Below are 19837 nucleotides of genomic sequence, written 5' to 3'. Positions count from 1 at the left end.
AAGTATTATCATTTGAATGAATATTGATTAAATCAAGTGTAACTCCATCGTTTGCATAAATACCCCCCCCCCATAAGTAAAATAAATGCCAAGCTAGTTTTTAGTCTCTGCATAATCTCTCCTAATTAAAAATAAATATCAATATTAAAACATAATAATATTAATAAAGATTATTAAAATCTATATAAAATAAATTATTAGAATTTTAAATTTTCACCAAACAACAAATTCGCTTGAAGTAAATTAAATATTTTTTATTTATATTTTAAAAATGATTAAAATTGTAGTTATTGGTTTTAGTAAAAATTACTATAAAATAAGCAAATTAAGTATTAAATCATTATTTTAAATATTTAATCTTTACATAAAAAGAAATTCCTAAAATCAAATATCAATAATTATTATGAGTTGATTTTAGGTTTTTTGTAAGATTTATTAATTCATTTAGTTTTATATTATTTAACGCTAGGAAAAATCTAAGATTTTTTGGCACTTTTGCTAGTCTATAAGCGTCTTTTTGCTCTTTACTAAGCTTTGTAATAGCCTTTAAAAAAACCATAAAAAATCCTTTATAAAAGCAAACACAAACACAATCAGTCCTAAAATAAAGCTCGGCTTCGTTGTTTTTATTTAGCTGGTTTTTTAGCTCTAATTTTTGCTTTGATGAGCTTACAAAACCTAGTTTTTTAATAGCTTTATCTAAAGAATTTTCATCTTTACAAAAATAAATTCCTTTATAAACCAAGCTATCTTTACATATTTTACTCTTATCAAATTCTAAATATTTTAAAGTATTTCTTATGCCATTTGCGTAGTGTTTTATAAAATCATTTGCATAATTTAATCTAATTTCGTTTCTTTTATATTTGGTATTAAAATTACTTTCATCTTGAAAATATTCATAACTATTCTCATTTAAATACAGCATAATTTCATCTTTGCTAGTATTGATTAATGGGCGAATTATTTTGTAATTTTTCCTTGTATCAATCCCGTTAAAACCCAATAGATTGCATAATCCCGCACCTTTTGTAATTTGCATTAAAAACCACTCAAACCTATCATTTAAATTATGAGCTACTATTAAATTATCATAATCTTGCATTAATTCATCAAAAAAGTCATATCTATATTTTCTAGCATTGCTTTCAAAATTATTATTATCAAGATTTACTTTTTTAGTAAAGATTTTTTTATTATGAGCTTTTGCTAATTTTATAGCGCTTTGCTCTTCGTTATTTGAATTAATTCTAGTCTGATAATTCACAAGGCATAAATCAAACTCACAAAGTTCTAAAAGTGCATAAAAAAGTGCCGTGCTATCAGTCCCGTGTGAAAATGCTAAAAGGTTTTTTTTACCTTTTAGCTCTTCTAAATATTCAATTCTCATAGCGTCTAATTGCAGTTGCTATTAGTGTTTTTTCATGCACTTGAGTGATTTTACAAACTATTAAATCACCCACTTTTAGCTCTCCTATTTCACTTTCATTTATTAAGATTTCTCCATCTATATCTCTATCAAATAAAAGCGGCTTAGCACCTATAAAAAACTCGCCTTCGCTAGATTCTCCTAAACAACTTGCTATTATTTCTTGATTTAGCATTTTTTCAAAACTTGCATTGATTTTAGCATCTACGATTTTTTCAATCTTTTTTAGCCTACTTTTAATAGTATTTGCATTGATTTGTTGCATTGAGTAAGCGGCGGTATCTTCTTCTTTTGAATAAGCAAATACGCTAATTCTATCAAAATCAAATTCTTTAATAAACTCGCATAAATCTTCAAAATCTTCTTCACTTTCTCCTGGGTGTCCTACGATAAAACCAGTTCTTAAAAAGCTATTAGGAGCTGCTCTCATTTGCTCTAAAAAGTTAATAGCCTTAGCCTTATCATAGCCACGCTTCATAATTTTTAATAATTTATCGCTTGAGTGTTGAAGTGGCATATCAAAATAATTCACAAATACTTTTGAATTAATTATTTTAGTAATTAAACTAGGCTTAATTGAGCTTGGATATAGGTATAAAATTCTAGCAGCCTTTATGCCTTCAATTTTTTCAATTTCTGAAATTAAATTCTCTAAACCATCGCTAATTTTTAAGTCTTTTAAATAAGAGCTTGTATCTTGAGCAATGAATGAAAAATCATAAAATCCCCTAGCAACTAAGCCTTTAACTTCAGCTACTACATCATCTATTGGGCGAGATTTTAACTTGCCTTTAAATGTAGGAATAGCACAAAAGCTACAGGTTTGATTGCAACCTTCAGCGATTTTTATATAAGCGTGAGTATTTGAGCCTGTTATTACTCTTTGAGTATTTGCGTCTTGTAAATATACAAAATCTCTAAATCTACTTTCACGACTTGCTATTAATTCATCAATTTTTGCATACTCGCTAACTCCTGCAAATAAATCAACTTCGGGCAATTCTTTAACCAATTCATCTTTGTATCTTTGCATTAAGCAGCCAGTTACTACTAAAATTGAGCCTTTTTTTCTAATTTCGTGTAGTTCTAAAATAGCATTAATACTTTCAATTTTTGCACTTTTTATAAAGCCACAAGTATTTACTATCAATACATCAGCTTCACTTGCTTCATTAGTAATTTCATATTCTTTTAAGCGACCTAGCATAATTTCACTATCAACTAAGTTTTTATTACAGCCTAAACTTTGTAAAAATAATTTCATTTAAATTCCTTTTAAAAAAGCTATTATCTTAATAAATTTTAGCTAAGATTTGCCTTTAAAATACAACTACGGAGCAAAATTTGGATAATTATGAATTTAGTGAATTATTAAAAGAATTACAAATAAAACTTGACAATATAGAAAAAATAATCAAACCAAACGAGGCAAAAGAAAGAATAAAAGAAATAGAAAAAGAGCAAGAAGACCCAGCATTATGGGCTGATGCAAAAAGAGCAGCCGAGCTTGGTAAAGAAAAAACTAAATTAAATCAATTAGTATCAAAATATGAAATTGCAAATAGTGAATTAGTAGGCACTAGCGAGTTGTTTGAACTTGCGGTGAAAGAAAATGATTATGAGACTTTAGAAGCTTTATTTATAGATAGTCCTAATTTAGAAGAAACTATTAAAAGTCTTGAAATATCAATGCTTTTAAGTGGGGAAAATGATACTAAAAACGCAATTATTAATATTCACCCAGGAGCAGGTGGAACGGAGAGTAATGATTGGGCGAGTATTGTTTATAGAATGTATTTGAGATTTTGTGAAAGAGAAGGCTTTAAAGTTGAAACACTAGATTATCAAGAAGGCGATGAAGCAGGGATAAAAGATGTTAGCTTTGTTGCTCGTGGGCTTAATGCTTATGGGTATTTTAAGGCTGAACACGGGGTTCATAGACTTGTAAGAATTAGCCCATTTGATAGCAATGCAAGACGCCATACGAGTTTTTGTAGCGTAATCGTTGCACCTGAAATTGATGATGATATAGAAATTGAAATTGAAGAAAAAGATATAAGAATTGATTATTATAGAGCAAGTGGTGCAGGTGGTCAGCATGTAAATAAGACAGAAAGTGCGGTAAGAATTACTCATATTCCAACAGGAATTGTAGTGCAATGCCAAAACGATAGAAGTCAGCATAAAAACAAAGCCACAGCTTATAAAATGCTTCGTTCAAGATTATATGAACTTGAAATGGAGAAATTAAACGATGGAAAAGATACGGGAGGAGTTGGCGAAAATAGTTTCGGGCATCAAATTCGCTCATATGTTTTAGCTCCTTATCAGCAAGTAAAAGACGCTAGAAGCAATGAGGCATTTAGCCAAGTTGATGCGATACTTGATGGCGATATTAAAAAAATGATAGAAGGTGTATTAATTGCTCAAAAGGATAGCAGCGAAGATTGATTATTGTGATAAACATAAAGGATTATCGTGGATACAGCCCAAAAACTATTTTTAAATAACAAAATTAAAGATATCAATTTGCTTAGCTTAGAAGATAAGCAAATTGATATAAATAAGCTTAGTGAAATAAAACTAAAAGAACCAAAAATAGGACTAATATTAGGGATATTTTTTGGTATTTTAGGAGCTGATAGATTTTATAAAGGAGATGGATTTTTAGGATTTATTAAGTTTATTTTGTTTTTTATTTCTCATTTTTGTTTATTATTTGTTTTACATATTCCACTTGCAATGCTTTTTTATTCTGGACCTGATGCACCGCCACCTCCATTTATTTTGCAATCAAAAATATATTTAAATATAGTTGCTTTTTCTTTTATTTTAATATGGTTTATATTTATTATTTGGGTTATATTAGATTGGTTTTTAGTCTATCGTGGGATAAAAAAGGATAATTTACAAAAGATTTTAAGTGTTATAAAGGAAGAAAATTGAATATATTTTTATTATTAATAATAATTTTAGCAATTATAGGATTTATTACAGGTAAGGGTATTATTAGAACCATAATATCATTTTTTGCGATAATATTAGGGACTATTTTAACGGCTATTTTAGGGCTTATTGGAGCAATTTTATTACCTTTATTTTTTAAAGGAAATATTTTAAATAATCAATTTACTAAAATGAAAGGTGGATATGCTGAATACCTAGTCGCACTTATTGCAAAAATAGCTAAACTTGATGGAGTAATTTCGCCTAAAGAAGCCGAATTTATAAAATTAATACTAGATAATAATTCTTATAATTTAGTTGAGCGTGAGAGATTAAAAAAGGTTTTTAAAGAAGCTAAAGAAAATCCAGAAAATTATAGGATAGTGGCACAAGAGCTTAAAAATAATTTTATTTTAAGCAAAAATGAAAAGCTTAATATTATGCAAAGTTTGCTTTATTGTGCGAGTATTGATGGTTTTAGTGAAAAAAAGATTTTTGCGTTAAAAGAAATTGCAGAGATTTTTGGCGTTACACAAGAATTTGCACAATTTATAAATTTTGGCAACAATAACAAACAAAATAATAATAAAATTAAAAAAGACCCTTATGAGGTTTTAGAATTAAGTCCTAATGCTAGTTTAGTTGAAGTAAAAGCAGCATATAGAAGACTTGCTAAAAAATATCATCCTGATGTGTTAAACACAAAAAATCTTAGCGAAAGCGAGCTAAGAGCAGGGATAGAGAAATTTCATGAGATTAATGAAGCTTATGAGATTTTAAAACAAAAATTAAGTTAAGGAAGTAAAGTGGTAGTTTTAATAACAGGTGTTGCAGGATATATTGGCTCAGCCACTGCATCTGGATTTTTAGAAGCTGGGCATAAGGTAATTGGAATTGATAATTTAAGCGGTAAAAACAAAAAAGCTATAAAAAATATAAAAAAATATTATGAAGTTGATTTTTATGAAGTTGATATTTCAAATAGCGAAGCTTTAGAAGATGTAATGTCAAGATTTAAAATTGATATGGTATTTCATTTTGCAGCAACTAGCAATGAGAATTTTAGTAAAAAAGATAATTTAACTTTTTATGAAAACAATATCATAAATCTTTTTAAATTATTAAAAGCTATGAAAAAATTTAAAGTTAAGACTTTAATATATCCATCAAGTATATTTGCTAATGTAGGATTGGAAAATACCTGTGATGCTTATGTTAAGACAAAAATCTTAGCTGAAAATATGATACAAGATTATGCTAGAAGCAATTCTGATTTTTCTTATGCAATTTTAAGATATTGCAATATTGCAGGGTATTATTCTAAGATATTTTTAGGAGAATTTGAACATTATTCAATTATTAAAAATATCACAAGAATTGCTTGCGGTAAGTCTGAATTAGGTCGTGATTTTAACTATGATGAGAATTATCATTTCGCACATATTGATGATATTGTTAATATTAATTTAAAAGTAGCTAGCGAGCTTTATACAACCAAAGAAAATATATGCACTACAATAGCTAGCAAAGAAAGTATAAGTGTAGAAAATCTAATTAAATTAGTAGAAAAGTTAAGCAAAAAAGAAATAGATATAACAATAGCTTTAAAAAATGACCATTGCGATAAAATTAAGTCTTGTAATTTATTAAAATATGAATTAGAGTATTCAATAGAAGATATTTGCAAAAATCAATTAGAACACGAAGCTAGGTTTTAATGTTTAGATACTTATTATTAGCTTATGAAAGAGAAAAATTAGAATTATTTTTAAAAAGATTTGATTTAAGATGCGATGAAGATATAGAATATGCTTTAGTTTATGAAGAAAATGAAGAGATTAAAGCAAGTGCTTGTATAAGCGGTAATATTGTAAAGTGTATAGCAATTGATAAATCTTTACAAGGTAATAATTTTAGTGCTACTTTACTAACTCAAATTGCAGATAAATTAAGAGAATTAAATATAAATGAATATTTTATATTTACAAAGCCTTGTAATGTAAAAGTATTTGAGAGTTTAGGGCTTTATTTATTATGTCTTACAAAAGATGTTGCGTTATTTGAAAACACAAAGTTAAATTATGAAAATTATAAATTTGAACTAGCTAAACATTATAAAAAAGCAAAAAAAATTGGCTCAATTGTAATGAATTTAAATCCTATGAGTAAAGGGCATTTATATTTAATTCAAAAAGCCTTAAAACACTGCGAAATCTTGCATATATTTATTTTAAGCGAAGATTTAAGTATGTTTAATACAAAAGCAAGGCTTGAGATTGTAAGAAATGAATTAAAAGATTATAAAAATATAATAATTCACGAAAGCAAAAATTATATTATTTCAAAAGCTACTTTTCCTACGTATTTTTTAAAGGATAATGCTAATGTTAATGAGATTTATTCAAGGCTCGATATTACATTATTTGCTACAAAAATAGCACCTATTTTAGGGATAAATATGAGATTTTTTGGGACAGAACCAAAAGATAAAATAACAAAAGATTACAACCAAAAAGCAAAAGAAATTTTAAAAGAATTTAAAATCAAATTCTATGAAATCAGTAGAGCTAGAATGAATAAAAAAGTAATAAGTGCAAGTAGGATTAGAAAAATTATTTTAAATGATAAGGATTATTTAAATAATAAGGAGTTAAAATCCCTTTGTGCTAATTCAACTTATGAGTATTTAAAAAACAATTTAATAACTAAAAATTAAGTTATCTTTGCAATAATAAAAGAAAACTTAAAAAATTTAATTAATTAGGAGATTTGATGATTACAACTATTGCAAGTGCTGGTTCATTAGAATCAGGCGATGTTTTAATTAGTGTAAGTCCTGCTAATGTAGGAAGGAAAATTGAATTAAATTCTAGTGTTTATAAACAATTTGGAGAACAAATATTAGCTAGCGTTAATGAAGTATTAGATGAATATGATATTAAAAATGTAACAATAAAAATAGAAGATAAAGGAGCGCTTGATTTAGTAATTCGTGCGAGATTAAAAACTGCTATTTTTAGAGCTAGTTTAAAAGATTATGATTGGGAGAGTGAATTATGCTAAATAAAGATAGACTTAGAAGAAGTATGATGTTCTTGCCCGGAAATGCACCTGCAAAATTAATAGACGCACATATTTATGGAAGCGATTCTATTATGATTGACTTAGAAGATGCAGTAAGTATTTCAGCAAAAGATGCGGCTAGAATGCTAACTTATGAAACTCTTAAAAAGATTAATTATGGTTCAACTGAAGTTGTTGTAAGAATAAATGCTTTAAATTCTCCTTATGGAAGAGATGATGTAATAGCTATGGTTAGTGCTGGAGTTGATGTTATAAGACTTCCAAAGACTGATAATGCAAACGAAGTTAAAGAAGTAGATGAGTTAATAAGCGAAGTTGAGCATAAATTAAATCGTCCTAGAAAAACTTTAATTCTAGCAGCAATTGAGAGTGCTACTGGGGTTATTAATGCTTGTGAGATTGCAAAGGCAAGTGATAGATTAATGGGGATTGCTCTTGGAGCTGAAGATTATGTAACGAATTTAAAAACAACTAGAAGCAAACACGCAATGGAGCTTTATTATGCAAGAGAGCAGATAATTCACGCAGCAAGAAGCAATAATTTATATTGTTTTGACACCGTTTTTTCAAATATAAAAGATAAAGTTGCATTTGCTGAAGAAGTGCAATTTATAAAAGACTTAGGTTTTGATGGCAAATCAGTAGTTCATCCAAGTCAAATCAAAATAGTTCATGATATTTATACTCCAAAAGAAAAAGAAATAATAGACGCTTTAAAAGTAGTAAATGCAGCTAAAGAAGCGGAAAAAAATAGCATAGGTGTAATTGCAGTTGATGGCAAAATGGTAGATGGTCCAATTATTATTAGAGCTTTAAGAGTGCTTGAATTAGCTAAAGCTAGTGGTCTTTATAAAGGAGAATGATTATGTATAAAGTAAATGCAGTTAATAGAAAAATACCTAATAAAATTGCTAATTATAAAGATGTAGTTGTATATAGTGGAGAATTAAAACAACCAAAAGAGCGTAAAATCGGTGCAGCTATTAGAGTTGGCAAAAAAGAAGATAAATTAGTCTCAAGTATAAAAGACGCTATTATAAAATCAGGCTTAAAAGATGGTATGACAATAAGTTTTCATCACCATTTTAGAAGTGGAGATTATATTTTAAATCTAGTTTTAGAAGAAATAAGCAAGCTAGGTATTAAAAATCTTTGCGTAGCAGCAAGTTCTCTTTCAACTTGCCATAAACCTTTAATTGAGCATATTAAAAATGGTGTTGTAACAAGTCTTCAAACAAGTGGTCTAAGAGAGCCATTGGGTTCTTTTATTAGTAATGGTGGATTAAAAACTCCTGTAATTATTAGAAGTCATGGTGGTCGCGCTAGAGCTATTGAAGATGGCTCGCTTAAAATTGATGTAGCATTTATTGGTGCTCCAAGTTGTGATAAATTTGGTAATCTTAATGGTTATACAGGCAAATCTGCGTGTGGTAGTTTAGGTTATGCTAAGGTTGATGCTATGTATGCTAATAAAGTTATTGCGATTACTGATAATTTAGTAGATGGAATAAATCTTCCTGCTAGTATTGACCAAACTATGGTGGATTTTGTTTGTGAGATTGAGAGTATTGGCGATCCAAAAGGTATAGTATCAGGTGCAATTCGTTTTAATGATAATCCAAGAGATATTTTAATAGCTGAAAATGCTTTAAAATGTATCTTAGCATCAGGTTTATTTAAAAATGGCTTTAGTTTCCAAACAGGAGCTGCTGGTGCTTCTTTAGCAGTAACTAAGCTTTTAAAAGAAGAGATGATTAAGCATAATATCACTGCTAGTTTAGGTGTTGGTGGTATCACTGCTGCTTTAGTTGATTTGCATGAAAATGGTTTGATGGATGCGCTTTTTGATACTCAAAGTTTTGATTTAGATGCTGTTAGCTCACTTGCAAAAAACCCAAAACATTATGAAATATCAGCATCTTTTTATGCAAATCCAAATCTAGTTACTCCAGCGGTAAATCAATTAGATTTTGTAATGTTAGGAGCGCTTGAGATTGATACGAATTTCAATGTAAATGTAATTACTACTTCAACAGGTGTTATTAATCAAGCAATAGGCGGACACCAAGATACTGCTGAAGGTGCAAAAATTGCAATGATTTTAGCACCATTAATTCGTGCTAGAATTCCAATCGTAGTTGATAATGTAAGCACGATTTGCACTCCAGGAGCAAATGTTGATGTGGTTTGCACTGATTACGGAATTGCAGTAAATCCTAAAAGAACTGATTTAATAGAGAATTTCACAAAAGCAGGTATTAAATTATATACGATTGAAGAACTAAAAGAAATGGCAGAAAAAATCACAGGCAAACCAGCTAGTATTAAATTTGGCGATGAGGTAGTAGGCGTTGTAGAATATCGTGATGGCAGCGTTTTAGATGTGATTTATAAATCTTTACAAAATTAGGAATTTATTTCCTAATTTTATTACCAAATTACACATATTAAACTCAATTTTTAAGTATTTCTTGTTTATTTAATTAAAACAATTTAAAGTATAAGATATTTAAGGAGAGTTTTATGTGGATTGGAAGAAATGATGGCGAAGAAAGTATTCATAACAGAGTTTTTAAATGTTTAAATACTTCATCTTCAAATAAATTAATAGGATTTTGTTCTAGTTTAGGTGTAGATAGAAATCACGGAAGAGTTGGTAGCGAATTAGCACCGAATATCATTAGAAAAAATATGGCAAATTTTGCTGTATTTGATGATTTTAACTTTGATGATTTAGGTAATATTGATAATTTTAAAAGCCTAGAAGAAGCTGATGATTTATTATACGATAAGCTTAATTTAGTATTAAAAAATCAAGATTATTGCGTTATTTTAGGTGGTGGTCACGAAACTTCTTTGGCTGGAATTAAGGCTTTATTAGATAATAAACAAAATGTAGGTGTTATTAATTTTGACGCACATTTTGATGTGAGAATTCAACCCCAACACACTTCAGGTAATTCGTTTTATGAAGCTTATAAATACGCAAAATCAAATAATTATTCTTATAAATATTTATGTATTGGGGCAAATACTTTATCAAATACTCAAGCTTTATTTAATACTATGCAAGATATGAATGCTAAATATGTTTTAGATAAAGACTTTGATAATTCAGCAAAAATTGTAAAAGAATTTATATTAGATTGCGATGTTTTATATCTTAGTATTGATATTGATGTGTTTTCTTTAAGCTATGCACCAGGTGTTAGTGCTCCTGCTGTTTATGGTATTAGTTTGCAACAAATTTTACCGATACTAAAAATTATTTTAGATAGTAAAAAAGTTGCTTTAGCTGATATTTGCGAGTTTAATCCAAAATATGATATAGATAATCATACTGCTAAATTAAGCGCTTATTTAGCTTATATTTTATTAAGAAAGGCTGTTATATGAGTTTTGATAGTTTGAGCGTATTGGCAATTAGCATTGGTGTTTTATTATTTGGAATGTTTTTAAAAACCAAAATCAATTTTTTAGAAAAATTTTGTATCCCAGCTCCTGTTGTTGGTGGATTTTTGGTAAGTATTTTAGTATGGTTTTTAACCTTTATAGATATTAATATTGAATTTGATAAGTCATTGCAAACTCCTTTTATGGTTGTATTTTTTAGTGTTGTAGGACTTAGCGGAAGTGCTAGATTATTAAAAGTTGGTGGTAAATTGCTTTTAATATATTTAGCGTGTTGCTGGGCAATGGCTATTATGCAAAATGCCATTGGAATTACTATGATGAATGCTTTTGGGCTAAATAGTTTATATGGAATTTTAAGTGGGGCTGTTGCTTTAGAAGGAGGACACGGAAATGCTATTGCTTTTGGTGGTATGGTGGAAGATTTAAGTGGTCTTAGCAATGCTAAAGTAGTAGCAATTGCAGCGGCTACTTTTGGTTTAATAAGCGGCTCTTTACTCGGTGGGCCTTTATGTAGATATTTAATACTTAAATATAAATTAGAGATAAAAACAAACGAAGATATACAAGATATTGACCCGCTAAAACACAATATTCATCACGCAAGTTATCAAGAATTTTTAAAATCTTTATTTTTAATACTTTGTATTATGTGCATTGGATTTTATATAAGTTCATTATTTACAAAACTTAGCGGTTATTCTTTGCCAAGCTATGTGGGTGCTATGTTAATAGCAATGCTAATTAGAAATATAAATGATGTCTTTAATATATTTAAACTAAATCAATACACAATAGATACTATTAGTGAGCTTAGCTTAGGAATATTTTTAACTATGGCTATGATGAGTTTAAAAATCAATGAATTAAGCGTGGTTGCTATGCCTTTATTGATTACTCTTTTTGTTCAAGTTGTTGTTTTAGTATTGTTTGCAATATTTGTTGTGTTTAGATTGTGCGGGAAAAACTATGATAGTGCTATTATGTGCGCTGGATTAATGGGACATGGCTTGGGTGCTACTCCTAATGCGGTTGCAAATATGAATGCTGCTTGCAATAGATATTCTTTATTCTCAAAACCTGCGTTTTTGATAGTTCCTTTGTGTGGTTCTGTTTTGATAGATATTGTGGCTATTCCTTTGAATACTTATTTGATTAATATATTTGCTTAACTTAGGATTGCTCCTAAGTTAAATTACTCTACTACGCCATCGCTAAAAGTGTATTGGGTTAGAGAATTTTCTTTTGCTTGAATACAGATATAATTTAGTTTAGTTTTTGCAAAAATCTGTCTTTTTACACTAGGTGCAACTCTAATTATATCTCCTGTTTTAATTAAAATTAGTTCATTATCTAACTTTATTTCCCCATTACCATCTAAGACAATATAAACTTCTTCATTTTCTTTATGATGATGAACAAAAGGCACATTAGTATTTGCTTCCATTGTGTTAATACTTATTTCACAAGATGTAAATCCTAAAGCTTCTTTTAAATCAATTCTTTGAATATTTTTAAATTCTCCTAGACTTTTTACACTAAATCCATTACTCATTTTGACTCCTTTTTAGTTTGATAACGAACTATTTTTGCATAAAAAGTTAAATATATTTTAATTTTTTATGTTATTTAGCATTTTTTCTAATAATTCTTCTAAAAACAACTCTTCTGCTTTTGAAAAGTTTTTAAGTAATTTTTCAAAAACTATATTTGATACTTCTTCAAATATTGGTTTTAAATCTAAAGTTTTTTGAGTTGCTTTTATTAAATACATTCTACTATCGTTACTACTTTGGCTTTTTGTGATATATCCATTTTGTTCTAATTTGTCTATTAAAGAGCTAATTGTAGCCTTGCTTCTATGTATTTTTTGTGCTATTTGAACCATACAATATTCTTTTTCATCAAATAATATATTTAAAATATCAGCGTGAGAAAAGGATAAATCAAATTCTACTCTTTTGCTAAGTTCTTTTAAAATCAATTCATTTGATAGTTCTTTTATTCTTCCCATTAAAAATAAGCTTGAGTTCATATTTTGTCCTTATAATTTTTTTTATTATATAAAAATATTAAAAAATTTATTGAATTTTTTAAAAAGTAAAAGATATTTTTGCTAAATTTAAAAAAAGGAGTAAAAATGTCTGATAAATTTTTAAAGAAATTTAGAATTTGTTTTGCTAGGAATACTAAAAGATTAATGTTAAATTACAAAAGAGAATTTAAAAGGCTTTATTTTAATTATTTTAAATTATTAAAACTTGCCAATATATTTGTAAAAACTATGAGATTTTCTTTAGTTTTAATAACTTTTGTTTCTGTAATAGCTTATACAAAATATTATTTATTTGAAGTTGGGTATTTGCCTAGATTTGATTTTAATTTATTACTTACATTTGGATATGTGTGTTTTGTTTATTCTATTTTTATTGGGATTATTCCTTATGTTATGATTGAATTTGTTGTGCTTTTAGCTTGTAAAAGAAAAAAGTCAAATAAATTTGGCTTTAAAATTCTTAATTTTTTGTATGAAAGAGTATTTTTATTATTTGTAATTATAGTAATTATCATAATTGAATTAGTATTTTTAAGTTTAGTTCAAATATATCAAAACGAAAATGTAACTTTTCCAACGATAAATCATTGCTTAAATGTTATGATGGCTATATTTATTACTTTATGTTTTTTTGCATATTTTTTTAAAAGATTTAGTTTGATTATAAAAATTATTTGGATAATTTGCTCTATTTGGTATTTTTTTAGTCTTGATATTAAAGTTGTTAAATTAGCCAATATTGGTGGGTTTAGAACTGATATTGTGGTTAGTAAAAATAGTTTATATATGAGTTATTTTATAAATTATAAAAAGCTAGATATTAATGATTGTGATATTAAAAAAGGAGAGAAAAATATCTGTAAATTAAGCGATGGAAATTATGTATTAAAAGATGTATTGATTTTATCTAGCTTAAGTGATGTTGTTTATATAGAGCTTAATTTAAATAATAAAGCCCAAACGCTAGACTTTAAACAAAGCGAAATAGAAATAATTAATAGGTTTTAAGTTTGTTATTAATTTTTATGGTGTAAATTTAATACGCATACATATTAATTTTTAAAGAAAGGTCTAGTATGAAAAGATTTGCAACGATTTTATTTTGTGCATTTAGTATTTTAGGTGCTAATTTATTAGCTAATGATGACACGCCTCCTAAGGAGCTTTTACAATTATTACACGACCATACTCCGCTAAAGCCTACTAAGGTTTTTGATGATGTTTATTGTCTTGGGACAAAAAGCGTTGTAGCATACGCAATAACAACTAGCGAAGGCATAATTTTAATTGATGCTATGTGGGATAATGATGATGCAAAAGTGATTGAAGATGGGTTAAAAGCTTATAATTTAGACCCAAAAGATGTAAAAATTGTCTTAATTACTCATGGACATGGCGATCATTATGGTGGGGCTAAGTATTTTCAAGATAAATATAATGCAAAAGTTATGATGAGTGCTATTGATAAGGATTTTATGTATTCATACAACGAAGGCCCAAATGACCCAAAATACCCTAAGCCAACGATTAATCATTTACTAAAAGATAAAGAAATAATAAAGCTCGGTAATAAAGAAATCAAAACTTTCTTAACCCCAGGGCATACCATAGGAACTACTTCAATTATCTTTGAAAGCTCGTTTAATGGTAAGAAATTTAATGTATTTTTATGGGGTGGAAATGGAATTTCAAAAGATAAAAATCTACAAATTGCTTATGATAAATCTTTAGATGAGTTTAAAAAAGAGCTTGATAAAAACAATGTAGTAGCAAAGCTAGAATCACATTTATTTAGAAATAATGGATATGAAAAATTAGAAAACATTTATAATAATAATTTCAAAACCCATCCATATATCATAGGAAAAGAAGGCATAGATGCTTGGTATAAAGAATACAAAGGACATATAAAAGCAAAATTAGATAACAATTAATAGTTAAAATAGCAGTTGCAAGGAGATAATATGAACATAGGTATTAAAATCTGTGCGACTGCTAGGATTATTTATCAGCATTTACATAAATCATTTTTAGACTTAGACATTACACCTGAACAATGGATAGTCTTAAATGCTTTATGTAAAAGCCCAAAAATCTCACAAAAAGAGCTTTCAGAACTTACCCAAAAAGACCAAAACACCATAAAAGCAATAGTTGATAAGCTTGTTGTAAAAGATTTAGTAATTAGAAAAACTAATCAAAATGATAAAAGAGCCTTTATTTTAAGTCCTACAAAAAAAGCCAAAGAATTAGCACTAATTTGCACCAAAATAGACAATATTATGTTAGATAAAATTCTAAGTGTTTTTAAAGATAAAAATGAGCTTGATTATTTTATAAATAAGCTAGATAATATACAAAAGATTATTGAAAATGAAAGAAATTAAAGAGATTTTGCTAAATATATTTTTATTAAATTTCATATAGATTTATCTAAAAAACTTTATTTTAAATTCCTAGCTTTAATAGGTATATTTTTTGTTTTTTTATATATTATTTGAATATGTTTTTCAAATTTTAAATATATCTTTTGTATTTATTTTTCTTTATATTCTAGGCATTAGCTTGGTTTATAGGGTTAAGAAAGTATATAAAAATATTTTATTGATTTTATTTTTATCTTATCCTTTTATAAATTATTATTTATTAAAAAGTGAAGCTTTATTTTTAGGGTTTAATTTTGTATTTTTATTGTTGTTTTTATTTATAATGATTTTGCAAATCTTAATACTAATATAAACACTAATACAAGTCAAAAATCTTTACTTATTAAGTTATTTATATTAGCTATTTTAATTCTTAATATGCTGATATATCAATCTTTTTTAAAATCTTATAATATTTTAATTTTAGATTTTTTAAGTGTTTTTGCATATTATAATTTTTATTTTTTATTATTATCTTTTATGATTATTACATATATATTTATAAAAAATTTATTAAAAACTATATAAATTTTTTTGAAGAAATTGATATAAAAAATTTTTTAGGTTAATGGCTAATTTTTCTTTTATATAGACAAATTATGTAATTATCATCTAAATCTTGCAAATCTCATTAACTAAGCCTTGTTAGACTGAAAACTCAAGGAGAAAATATGAAGATAAAAACGAGTTTTTTACCCGCTGTGTTTGTTCCAAGCATAGTATTTATTGTAATTTTAGTTTTACTAAGTATATTTTTACCAGAATTTACAAGTAGTATTTTAAATAATATTAAAACTTCAGTTTTTACTAATTTTTCTTGGTTTTTTATACTTAGTGTTAGTTTTTTTGTAGGATTTATGGTCTTATTAGCTTTATCTAAATTTGGAGATATAAAATTAGGTAAAGATGATGATGAGCCTAGTTTTAGCTTTTTTTCGTGGCTTTCTATGTTGTTTGCTACTGGAATGGGCGTTGGGCTTATGTATTTTGGTGTGGCTGAGCCTATAATTCATAAAAAATCATTAAATATAGATGATAAAGAAGCTTTAATTCATACTCTATTTCACTGGGGAATTCATCCTTGGGCTATTTATGGGGTTTGTGCTTTAGCTATGGCTTATTTTGGTTTTCGTTATAAAATGCCTTTAACTTTAAGAAGTGCTTTTTATCCTTTTTTAAAAGATAAAATTTACGGATTTTGGGGCAATGTTATTGATATTTTGGCATTAATTGTAACCGTTTTTGGAATTAGCACAACACTTGGATATTCTGCAAGTTCTTTAAATGCAGGACTTGTTAATATTGCTTGGCTTAGTGATATTTCATTTAGCGAACAAGCAATTATTATATTAATAGTTGTTAGTTTATCTACTATTTCAGCTATTAGTGGAGTTAATAAAGGGCTTAAAATATTAAGCGAGATTAATTTGCTTTTAGCGTTTTTACTAATGATTTTTGTATTAGTTAGTGGTGATTTGGTTGAGCTATTATCTGATTTTAGTTCTAATTTAGGGCTATATTTTTCAAATATAGTTGAGCTTAGTTTTAAAACCTATACATATAATAAAGATTATATTAGCTGGTTTAATTCTTGGACTATTTTTTATTGGGCTTGGTGGCTTAGTTGGGCGCCTTTTGTTGGCTTTTTTATAGCAAAAATTTCTCGTGGTAGAACTATTAGAGAATTTATATTTGGAGTTTTGATTGTTCCTACTTCTTTTAATGTTTTATGGTTTAGTGTATTTGGAAATTCTGCTTTAAAATATAATGAAATTTTAAGTAATTTTTCTCAAAGTTCTGAAAAATTATTATTTGAGTTTTTAAATCTTTTACCATTTTCACAAATTAGCACTATTTTAGCTCTAGTAGTTTTAGTTTTATTTTTTATCACTTCTGCTGATAGTGGGATATTTGTTTTAAATTCTTTAGCAAGTGGCGGCAAAGAAAAACCTTATAAATGGCAAAGTATTTTATGGGGCATTAGTTTAATTGCTATTGCAATATCTTTATCATATTCTGGTGGTCTTGATACTATTTTAAGCGTTACTATGATAGTTGCACTTCCGTTTGCTTTAATGCTTGTAATTATGTGTGCATCACTACTTAAAGGCTTAATAGTTGATAGTAGATATTTTAATACAAGAGTTAGCAAGGCTAGTGTTTATTGGAGTGGAGATTTTTGGGAACAAAGGCTTGATTTAATTTTAAAACAATCTCAAATAAAAGATATGCAAGAGTTTTTAAACGAGCTTGTAAAACCTGCTATGCAAAAGATTTGTGATAAATTAAGCGAGCGTGGATTAAAAGCACTAATAAAAGAAGAAAAAAATAAAATTAGTTTAGTGATTAAAAAAGACTTATCAAAAGATTTTATTTACGGGGTAAAAATAGAAAAACACGAAGTAAATAAAACCTTATTAGATGATGAGAATTTGCCTAATTTATCAAAGGAATTTGAATATAGACCTATAACATTTTTTGGCGATGATAGACTAGGTTATGATATAAAATATTTAAATGAAAAAGAAATAATAGTAGATATTTTAAAGCATTATGAAAGGTATTTAAATCTTTTAGATGATAGCTCAAATGAAATATTTACAATGGGTTATAGAAAATAACTTTTACAGAATTTGAAATACTTATTTCAAATTCTTTTTTTAAAAATACTAAAGTGTTACTTTTTTTCACATTCTCGTAAAAAAATTATAATTTTTTTTGAATATACAAAAATAATTAATATTCCTTGATAAGATATTTCAAAATCATTTAAAAAAGGAGAAGTTATGAAGAGTTATCAAATGTATATTGATGGTGAGTTCGTACGCGAAAAAAGGGAAATGGCACCTGTTTATAATCCTGCTACAAAAGAGCAAGTTAGTGAATATCCACTAGGCACAAGAGATGATGCTAAAAGAGCGCTTGAAGCTGCAAAAAGAGCGGGTAGAGAATGGGAAGCACTTCCAGCAGTTGAACGCGCAAATTACCTTAAAAAAATCGCACAATTAATTCGTAGAGATAGAGTAAAACTAGCTGATATTTTACAAGAAGAGCAAGGCAAGGTTAGAGGTTTAGCTGAAGTTGAGATTGATTTTGCGGCTGATTATTTAGATTATATGGCAGGATTTGCAAGAACTTATGAAGGCGAAATTATTCAAAGTGATAGGGCAAATGAAAATATATTTTTATTTAGAACTGCAATTGGTGTTACGACAGGGATTTTACCTTGGAACTTCCCGTTTTTCTTAATAGTTAGAAAACTTGCACCTGCATTTGTAACAGGAAATACAATAGTAATTAAGCCAAGTAGCGAAACTCCAAACAACGCATTTGAATTTGCAAAATTAGCTCATGAAGCTGGAGTTCCTAAAGGAGTTTTCTCACTTGTTAGCGGAAAAGGAAGTGAGGTTGGAGATGAGCTAAGCTCAAACCCACTTATTGGAATGGTAAGCGTAACAGGTAGCGTAGAAGCTGGAGTTAGAGTTATGCAAGCAGCTGCAAAAAATGTTATAAAAGTAAATCTTGAGCTTGGTGGAAAAGCACCTGCAATAGTATGTAAAGATGCAAATATGGATTTAGTAATTCCTGCAATTAAAGCAAGTAGAATTTGTAATAACGGACAAGTTTGCAATTGTGCAGAACGCGTATATGTGCATAAATCAAGATATGATGAGTTTATTAATAAAATGGCTGATGAATTTAGCAAAATTACATTCGGAAATACTGCAAAAGGTAATTTTGATATGGGGCCACTTGTAAATGAAGCGGGTGTTAAAAATGCTGATGCAACGCTAAAACGCGCACTTGAGCAAGGTGCAAAATTAGAAGTTGGTGGTAAGATTACTGATACTAGTGGATATTTCTACCCAGCTACACTACTTAGCAATGCAGACCATAAGAGTGATATTATGCAAAAAGAAATCTTTGCGCCGATTTTACCAGTTACAAGTTTTGATACACTAGATGAAGCAATTGATATGGCAAATGATTGTGAATATGGACTTACAAGTAGTATTTATACAGAAAATCTAAACACAGCTATGAGAGCTTGCCGTGAGATTAAGTTTGGCGAAACTTATATCAATCGTGAGAATTTTGAAGCTATGCAAGGCTTTCACGCAGGATTTAGAAAAAGTGGCATAGGTGGTGCTGATGGTAAGCACGGACTTTATGAATACCTTGCAACTCATGTTGTTTATCTTGATTACAATACTAAATTCAACGGCTAAAAATAGGAGCTTTTTAGCTCCTAAAATTATAAAATATTTTAATTTTAATTCAAATATATTTTTTAAGTTTATTTTAAATTAAGAAATAAATGTTACATTTGTTATTTATTTGTTTAAACTAAATTTAAAGGAAAAACAATGACTTGCACCTATCAAGACTTAATTCATAAACCAATAAAACAACATTCAAACAATCATTCTTGCAATCACTCACACCATAATCACTCACAAGAACACCATAATCACTCCCACGAAG

Annotated in this window: 19 protein-coding genes; 15 read left to right on the top strand and 4 right to left on the bottom strand. The window is 27.8% G+C overall.

The window, feature by feature from the left end; all coding sequences use genetic code 11:
- Nucleotides 1-391 precede the first annotated feature (391 nt).
- On the bottom strand, nt 392-1390 hold the full coding sequence (gene tilS / locus AVBRAN9331_RS07705; RefSeq protein WP_239802952.1) for a tRNA lysidine(34) synthetase TilS: 999 nt from the start codon (nt 1388-1390) through the stop codon (nt 392-394).
- Entirely contained in the window at nt 1380-2693 is a 1314-nt protein-coding gene (gene rimO, locus AVBRAN9331_RS07700) for a 30S ribosomal protein S12 methylthiotransferase RimO (RefSeq protein ID WP_239802951.1), read from the bottom strand. The genes tilS and rimO overlap by 11 nt, the downstream gene beginning before the upstream one ends.
- Nucleotides 2694-2773: 80 nt before the next feature.
- On the opposite strand from rimO, the gene prfB reads away from it, so the two are divergent.
- The 10 genes from prfB to gltS all read left to right on the top strand — a co-directional run bounded on the left by prfB (nt 2774) and on the right by gltS (nt 12042).
- Nucleotides 2774-3880 (top strand): peptide chain release factor 2, encoded by a 1107-nt coding sequence (gene prfB, locus AVBRAN9331_RS07695; protein ID WP_239802950.1) that lies wholly within the window; start codon nt 2774-2776, stop codon nt 3878-3880.
- A gap of 27 nt (nt 3881-3907) precedes the next feature.
- Complete coding sequence (locus AVBRAN9331_RS07690; RefSeq protein ID WP_336612738.1) at nt 3908-4375, top strand: TM2 domain-containing protein; 468 nt, start codon at nt 3908-3910, stop codon at nt 4373-4375.
- Nucleotides 4372-5172: a DnaJ domain-containing protein gene (locus AVBRAN9331_RS07685; RefSeq protein ID WP_275591982.1), complete on the top strand. Its 801-nt coding sequence runs from the start codon at nt 4372-4374 to the stop codon at nt 5170-5172. Before AVBRAN9331_RS07690 ends, AVBRAN9331_RS07685 begins: the two co-directional genes overlap by 4 nt.
- 9 nt (nt 5173-5181) lie before the next feature.
- Nucleotides 5182-6093, top strand: coding sequence for an SDR family NAD(P)-dependent oxidoreductase (locus AVBRAN9331_RS07680; RefSeq protein ID WP_214118083.1), 912 nt, complete (start codon nt 5182-5184; stop codon nt 6091-6093).
- Nucleotides 6093-7091, top strand: a complete 999-nt coding sequence (gene citC / locus AVBRAN9331_RS07675) for a [citrate (pro-3S)-lyase] ligase (protein WP_336612737.1) — start codon at nt 6093-6095, stop codon at nt 7089-7091. The genes AVBRAN9331_RS07680 and citC overlap by 1 nt, the downstream gene beginning before the upstream one ends.
- Before the next feature lie 56 nt (nt 7092-7147).
- Nucleotides 7148-7438: a citrate lyase acyl carrier protein gene (gene citD / locus AVBRAN9331_RS07670; RefSeq protein ID WP_239802947.1), complete on the top strand. Its 291-nt coding sequence runs from the start codon at nt 7148-7150 to the stop codon at nt 7436-7438.
- Nucleotides 7432-8322: an aldolase/citrate lyase family protein gene (locus tag AVBRAN9331_RS07665; protein WP_214119889.1), complete on the top strand. Its 891-nt coding sequence runs from the start codon at nt 7432-7434 to the stop codon at nt 8320-8322. The genes citD and AVBRAN9331_RS07665 overlap by 7 nt, the downstream gene beginning before the upstream one ends.
- A 2-nt stretch (nt 8323-8324) precedes the next feature.
- On the top strand, nt 8325-9869 hold the full coding sequence (gene citF, locus AVBRAN9331_RS07660; protein ID WP_214118076.1) for a citrate lyase subunit alpha: 1545 nt from the start codon (nt 8325-8327) through the stop codon (nt 9867-9869).
- 113 nt (nt 9870-9982) lie between these two features.
- A complete protein-coding gene (locus AVBRAN9331_RS07655) occupies nt 9983-10855 on the top strand; it encodes a formimidoylglutamase (RefSeq protein WP_214150026.1) in 873 nt (290 codons plus the stop codon).
- Nucleotides 10852-12042 carry a sodium/glutamate symporter gene (gene gltS, locus AVBRAN9331_RS07650; protein ID WP_239802944.1) on the top strand — a complete coding sequence of 397 codons (1191 nt, stop codon included), beginning with the start codon at nt 10852-10854 and terminating at the stop codon, nt 12040-12042. The genes AVBRAN9331_RS07655 and gltS overlap by 4 nt, the downstream gene beginning before the upstream one ends.
- A gap of 23 nt (nt 12043-12065) precedes the next feature.
- Here the strand turns inward: gltS and AVBRAN9331_RS07645 are convergent, their stop codons facing one another.
- Both AVBRAN9331_RS07645 and AVBRAN9331_RS07640 read right to left on the bottom strand, forming a co-directional pair.
- Nucleotides 12066-12425 carry a cupin domain-containing protein gene (locus tag AVBRAN9331_RS07645; protein WP_239802943.1) on the bottom strand — a complete coding sequence of 120 codons (360 nt, stop codon included), beginning with the start codon at nt 12423-12425 and terminating at the stop codon, nt 12066-12068.
- Nucleotides 12426-12482: 57 nt separating this feature from the next.
- Entirely contained in the window at nt 12483-12905 is a 423-nt protein-coding gene (locus tag AVBRAN9331_RS07640) for a MarR family transcriptional regulator (protein ID WP_214118064.1), read from the bottom strand.
- 105 nt (nt 12906-13010) lie between these two features.
- Here AVBRAN9331_RS07640 and AVBRAN9331_RS07635 point away from each other — a divergent pair, with 105 nt between their 5' ends.
- The 5 genes from AVBRAN9331_RS07635 (at nt 13011) to aldA (ending at nt 19581) form a co-directional block, all read left to right on the top strand.
- A complete protein-coding gene (locus AVBRAN9331_RS07635; protein WP_214118062.1) occupies nt 13011-13934 on the top strand; it encodes a hypothetical protein in 924 nt (307 codons plus the stop codon).
- Nucleotides 13935-14002: 68 nt separating this feature from the next.
- On the top strand, nt 14003-14860 hold the full coding sequence (bla, locus tag AVBRAN9331_RS07630; protein WP_336612736.1) for a metallo-beta-lactamase: 858 nt from the start codon (nt 14003-14005) through the stop codon (nt 14858-14860).
- A gap of 30 nt (nt 14861-14890) precedes the next feature.
- A complete protein-coding gene (locus AVBRAN9331_RS07625; RefSeq protein ID WP_336612735.1) occupies nt 14891-15313 on the top strand; it encodes a MarR family winged helix-turn-helix transcriptional regulator in 423 nt (140 codons plus the stop codon).
- Between the two features lie 710 nt (nt 15314-16023).
- Nucleotides 16024-17973 carry a BCCT family transporter gene (locus AVBRAN9331_RS07620; RefSeq protein WP_214118060.1) on the top strand — a complete coding sequence of 650 codons (1950 nt, stop codon included), beginning with the start codon at nt 16024-16026 and terminating at the stop codon, nt 17971-17973.
- A 165-nt stretch (nt 17974-18138) separates the two neighbouring features.
- A complete protein-coding gene (gene aldA, locus AVBRAN9331_RS07615) occupies nt 18139-19581 on the top strand; it encodes an aldehyde dehydrogenase (protein ID WP_336612734.1) in 1443 nt (480 codons plus the stop codon).
- Nucleotides 19582-19837: the final 256 nt, after the last annotated feature.

The organism is Campylobacter sp. RM9331, from assembly GCF_020137685.1.
In the GTDB taxonomy this organism is placed as follows: domain Bacteria; phylum Campylobacterota; class Campylobacteria; order Campylobacterales; family Campylobacteraceae; genus Campylobacter_E.
The sequence above is the reverse complement of the archived record's forward strand: the minus strand, read 5'-3'. Positions and strand labels throughout refer to the sequence as shown.

Excerpts from the sequence above, each read along its gene's own strand:
- AVBRAN9331_RS07665 (WP_214119889.1), top strand. The coding sequence starts at position 7,432 with ATGCTAAATAAAGATAGACTTAGAAGAAGTATGATGTTCTTGCCCGGA.
- tilS (WP_239802952.1), bottom strand. The coding sequence starts at position 1,390 with ATGAGAATTGAATATTTAGAAGAGCTAAAAGGTAAAAAAAACCTTTTA.
- AVBRAN9331_RS07645 (WP_239802943.1), bottom strand. The coding sequence starts at position 12,425 with ATGAGTAATGGATTTAGTGTAAAAAGTCTAGGAGAATTTAAAAATATT.
- AVBRAN9331_RS07625 (WP_336612735.1), top strand. The coding sequence starts at position 14,891 with ATGAACATAGGTATTAAAATCTGTGCGACTGCTAGGATTATTTATCAG.
- citC (WP_336612737.1), top strand. The coding sequence starts at position 6,093 with ATGTTTAGATACTTATTATTAGCTTATGAAAGAGAAAAATTAGAATTA.
- aldA (WP_336612734.1), top strand. The coding sequence starts at position 18,139 with ATGAAGAGTTATCAAATGTATATTGATGGTGAGTTCGTACGCGAAAAA.
- gltS (WP_239802944.1), top strand. The coding sequence starts at position 10,852 with ATGAGTTTTGATAGTTTGAGCGTATTGGCAATTAGCATTGGTGTTTTA.
- bla (WP_336612736.1), top strand. The coding sequence starts at position 14,003 with ATGAAAAGATTTGCAACGATTTTATTTTGTGCATTTAGTATTTTAGGT.
- AVBRAN9331_RS07620 (WP_214118060.1), top strand. The coding sequence starts at position 16,024 with ATGAAGATAAAAACGAGTTTTTTACCCGCTGTGTTTGTTCCAAGCATA.
- citD (WP_239802947.1), top strand. The coding sequence starts at position 7,148 with ATGATTACAACTATTGCAAGTGCTGGTTCATTAGAATCAGGCGATGTT.
- AVBRAN9331_RS07635 (WP_214118062.1), top strand. The coding sequence starts at position 13,011 with ATGTCTGATAAATTTTTAAAGAAATTTAGAATTTGTTTTGCTAGGAAT.
- rimO (WP_239802951.1), bottom strand. The coding sequence starts at position 2,693 with ATGAAATTATTTTTACAAAGTTTAGGCTGTAATAAAAACTTAGTTGAT.
- citF (WP_214118076.1), top strand. The coding sequence starts at position 8,325 with ATGTATAAAGTAAATGCAGTTAATAGAAAAATACCTAATAAAATTGCT.
- AVBRAN9331_RS07640 (WP_214118064.1), bottom strand. The coding sequence starts at position 12,905 with ATGAACTCAAGCTTATTTTTAATGGGAAGAATAAAAGAACTATCAAAT.
- AVBRAN9331_RS07655 (WP_214150026.1), top strand. The coding sequence starts at position 9,983 with ATGTGGATTGGAAGAAATGATGGCGAAGAAAGTATTCATAACAGAGTT.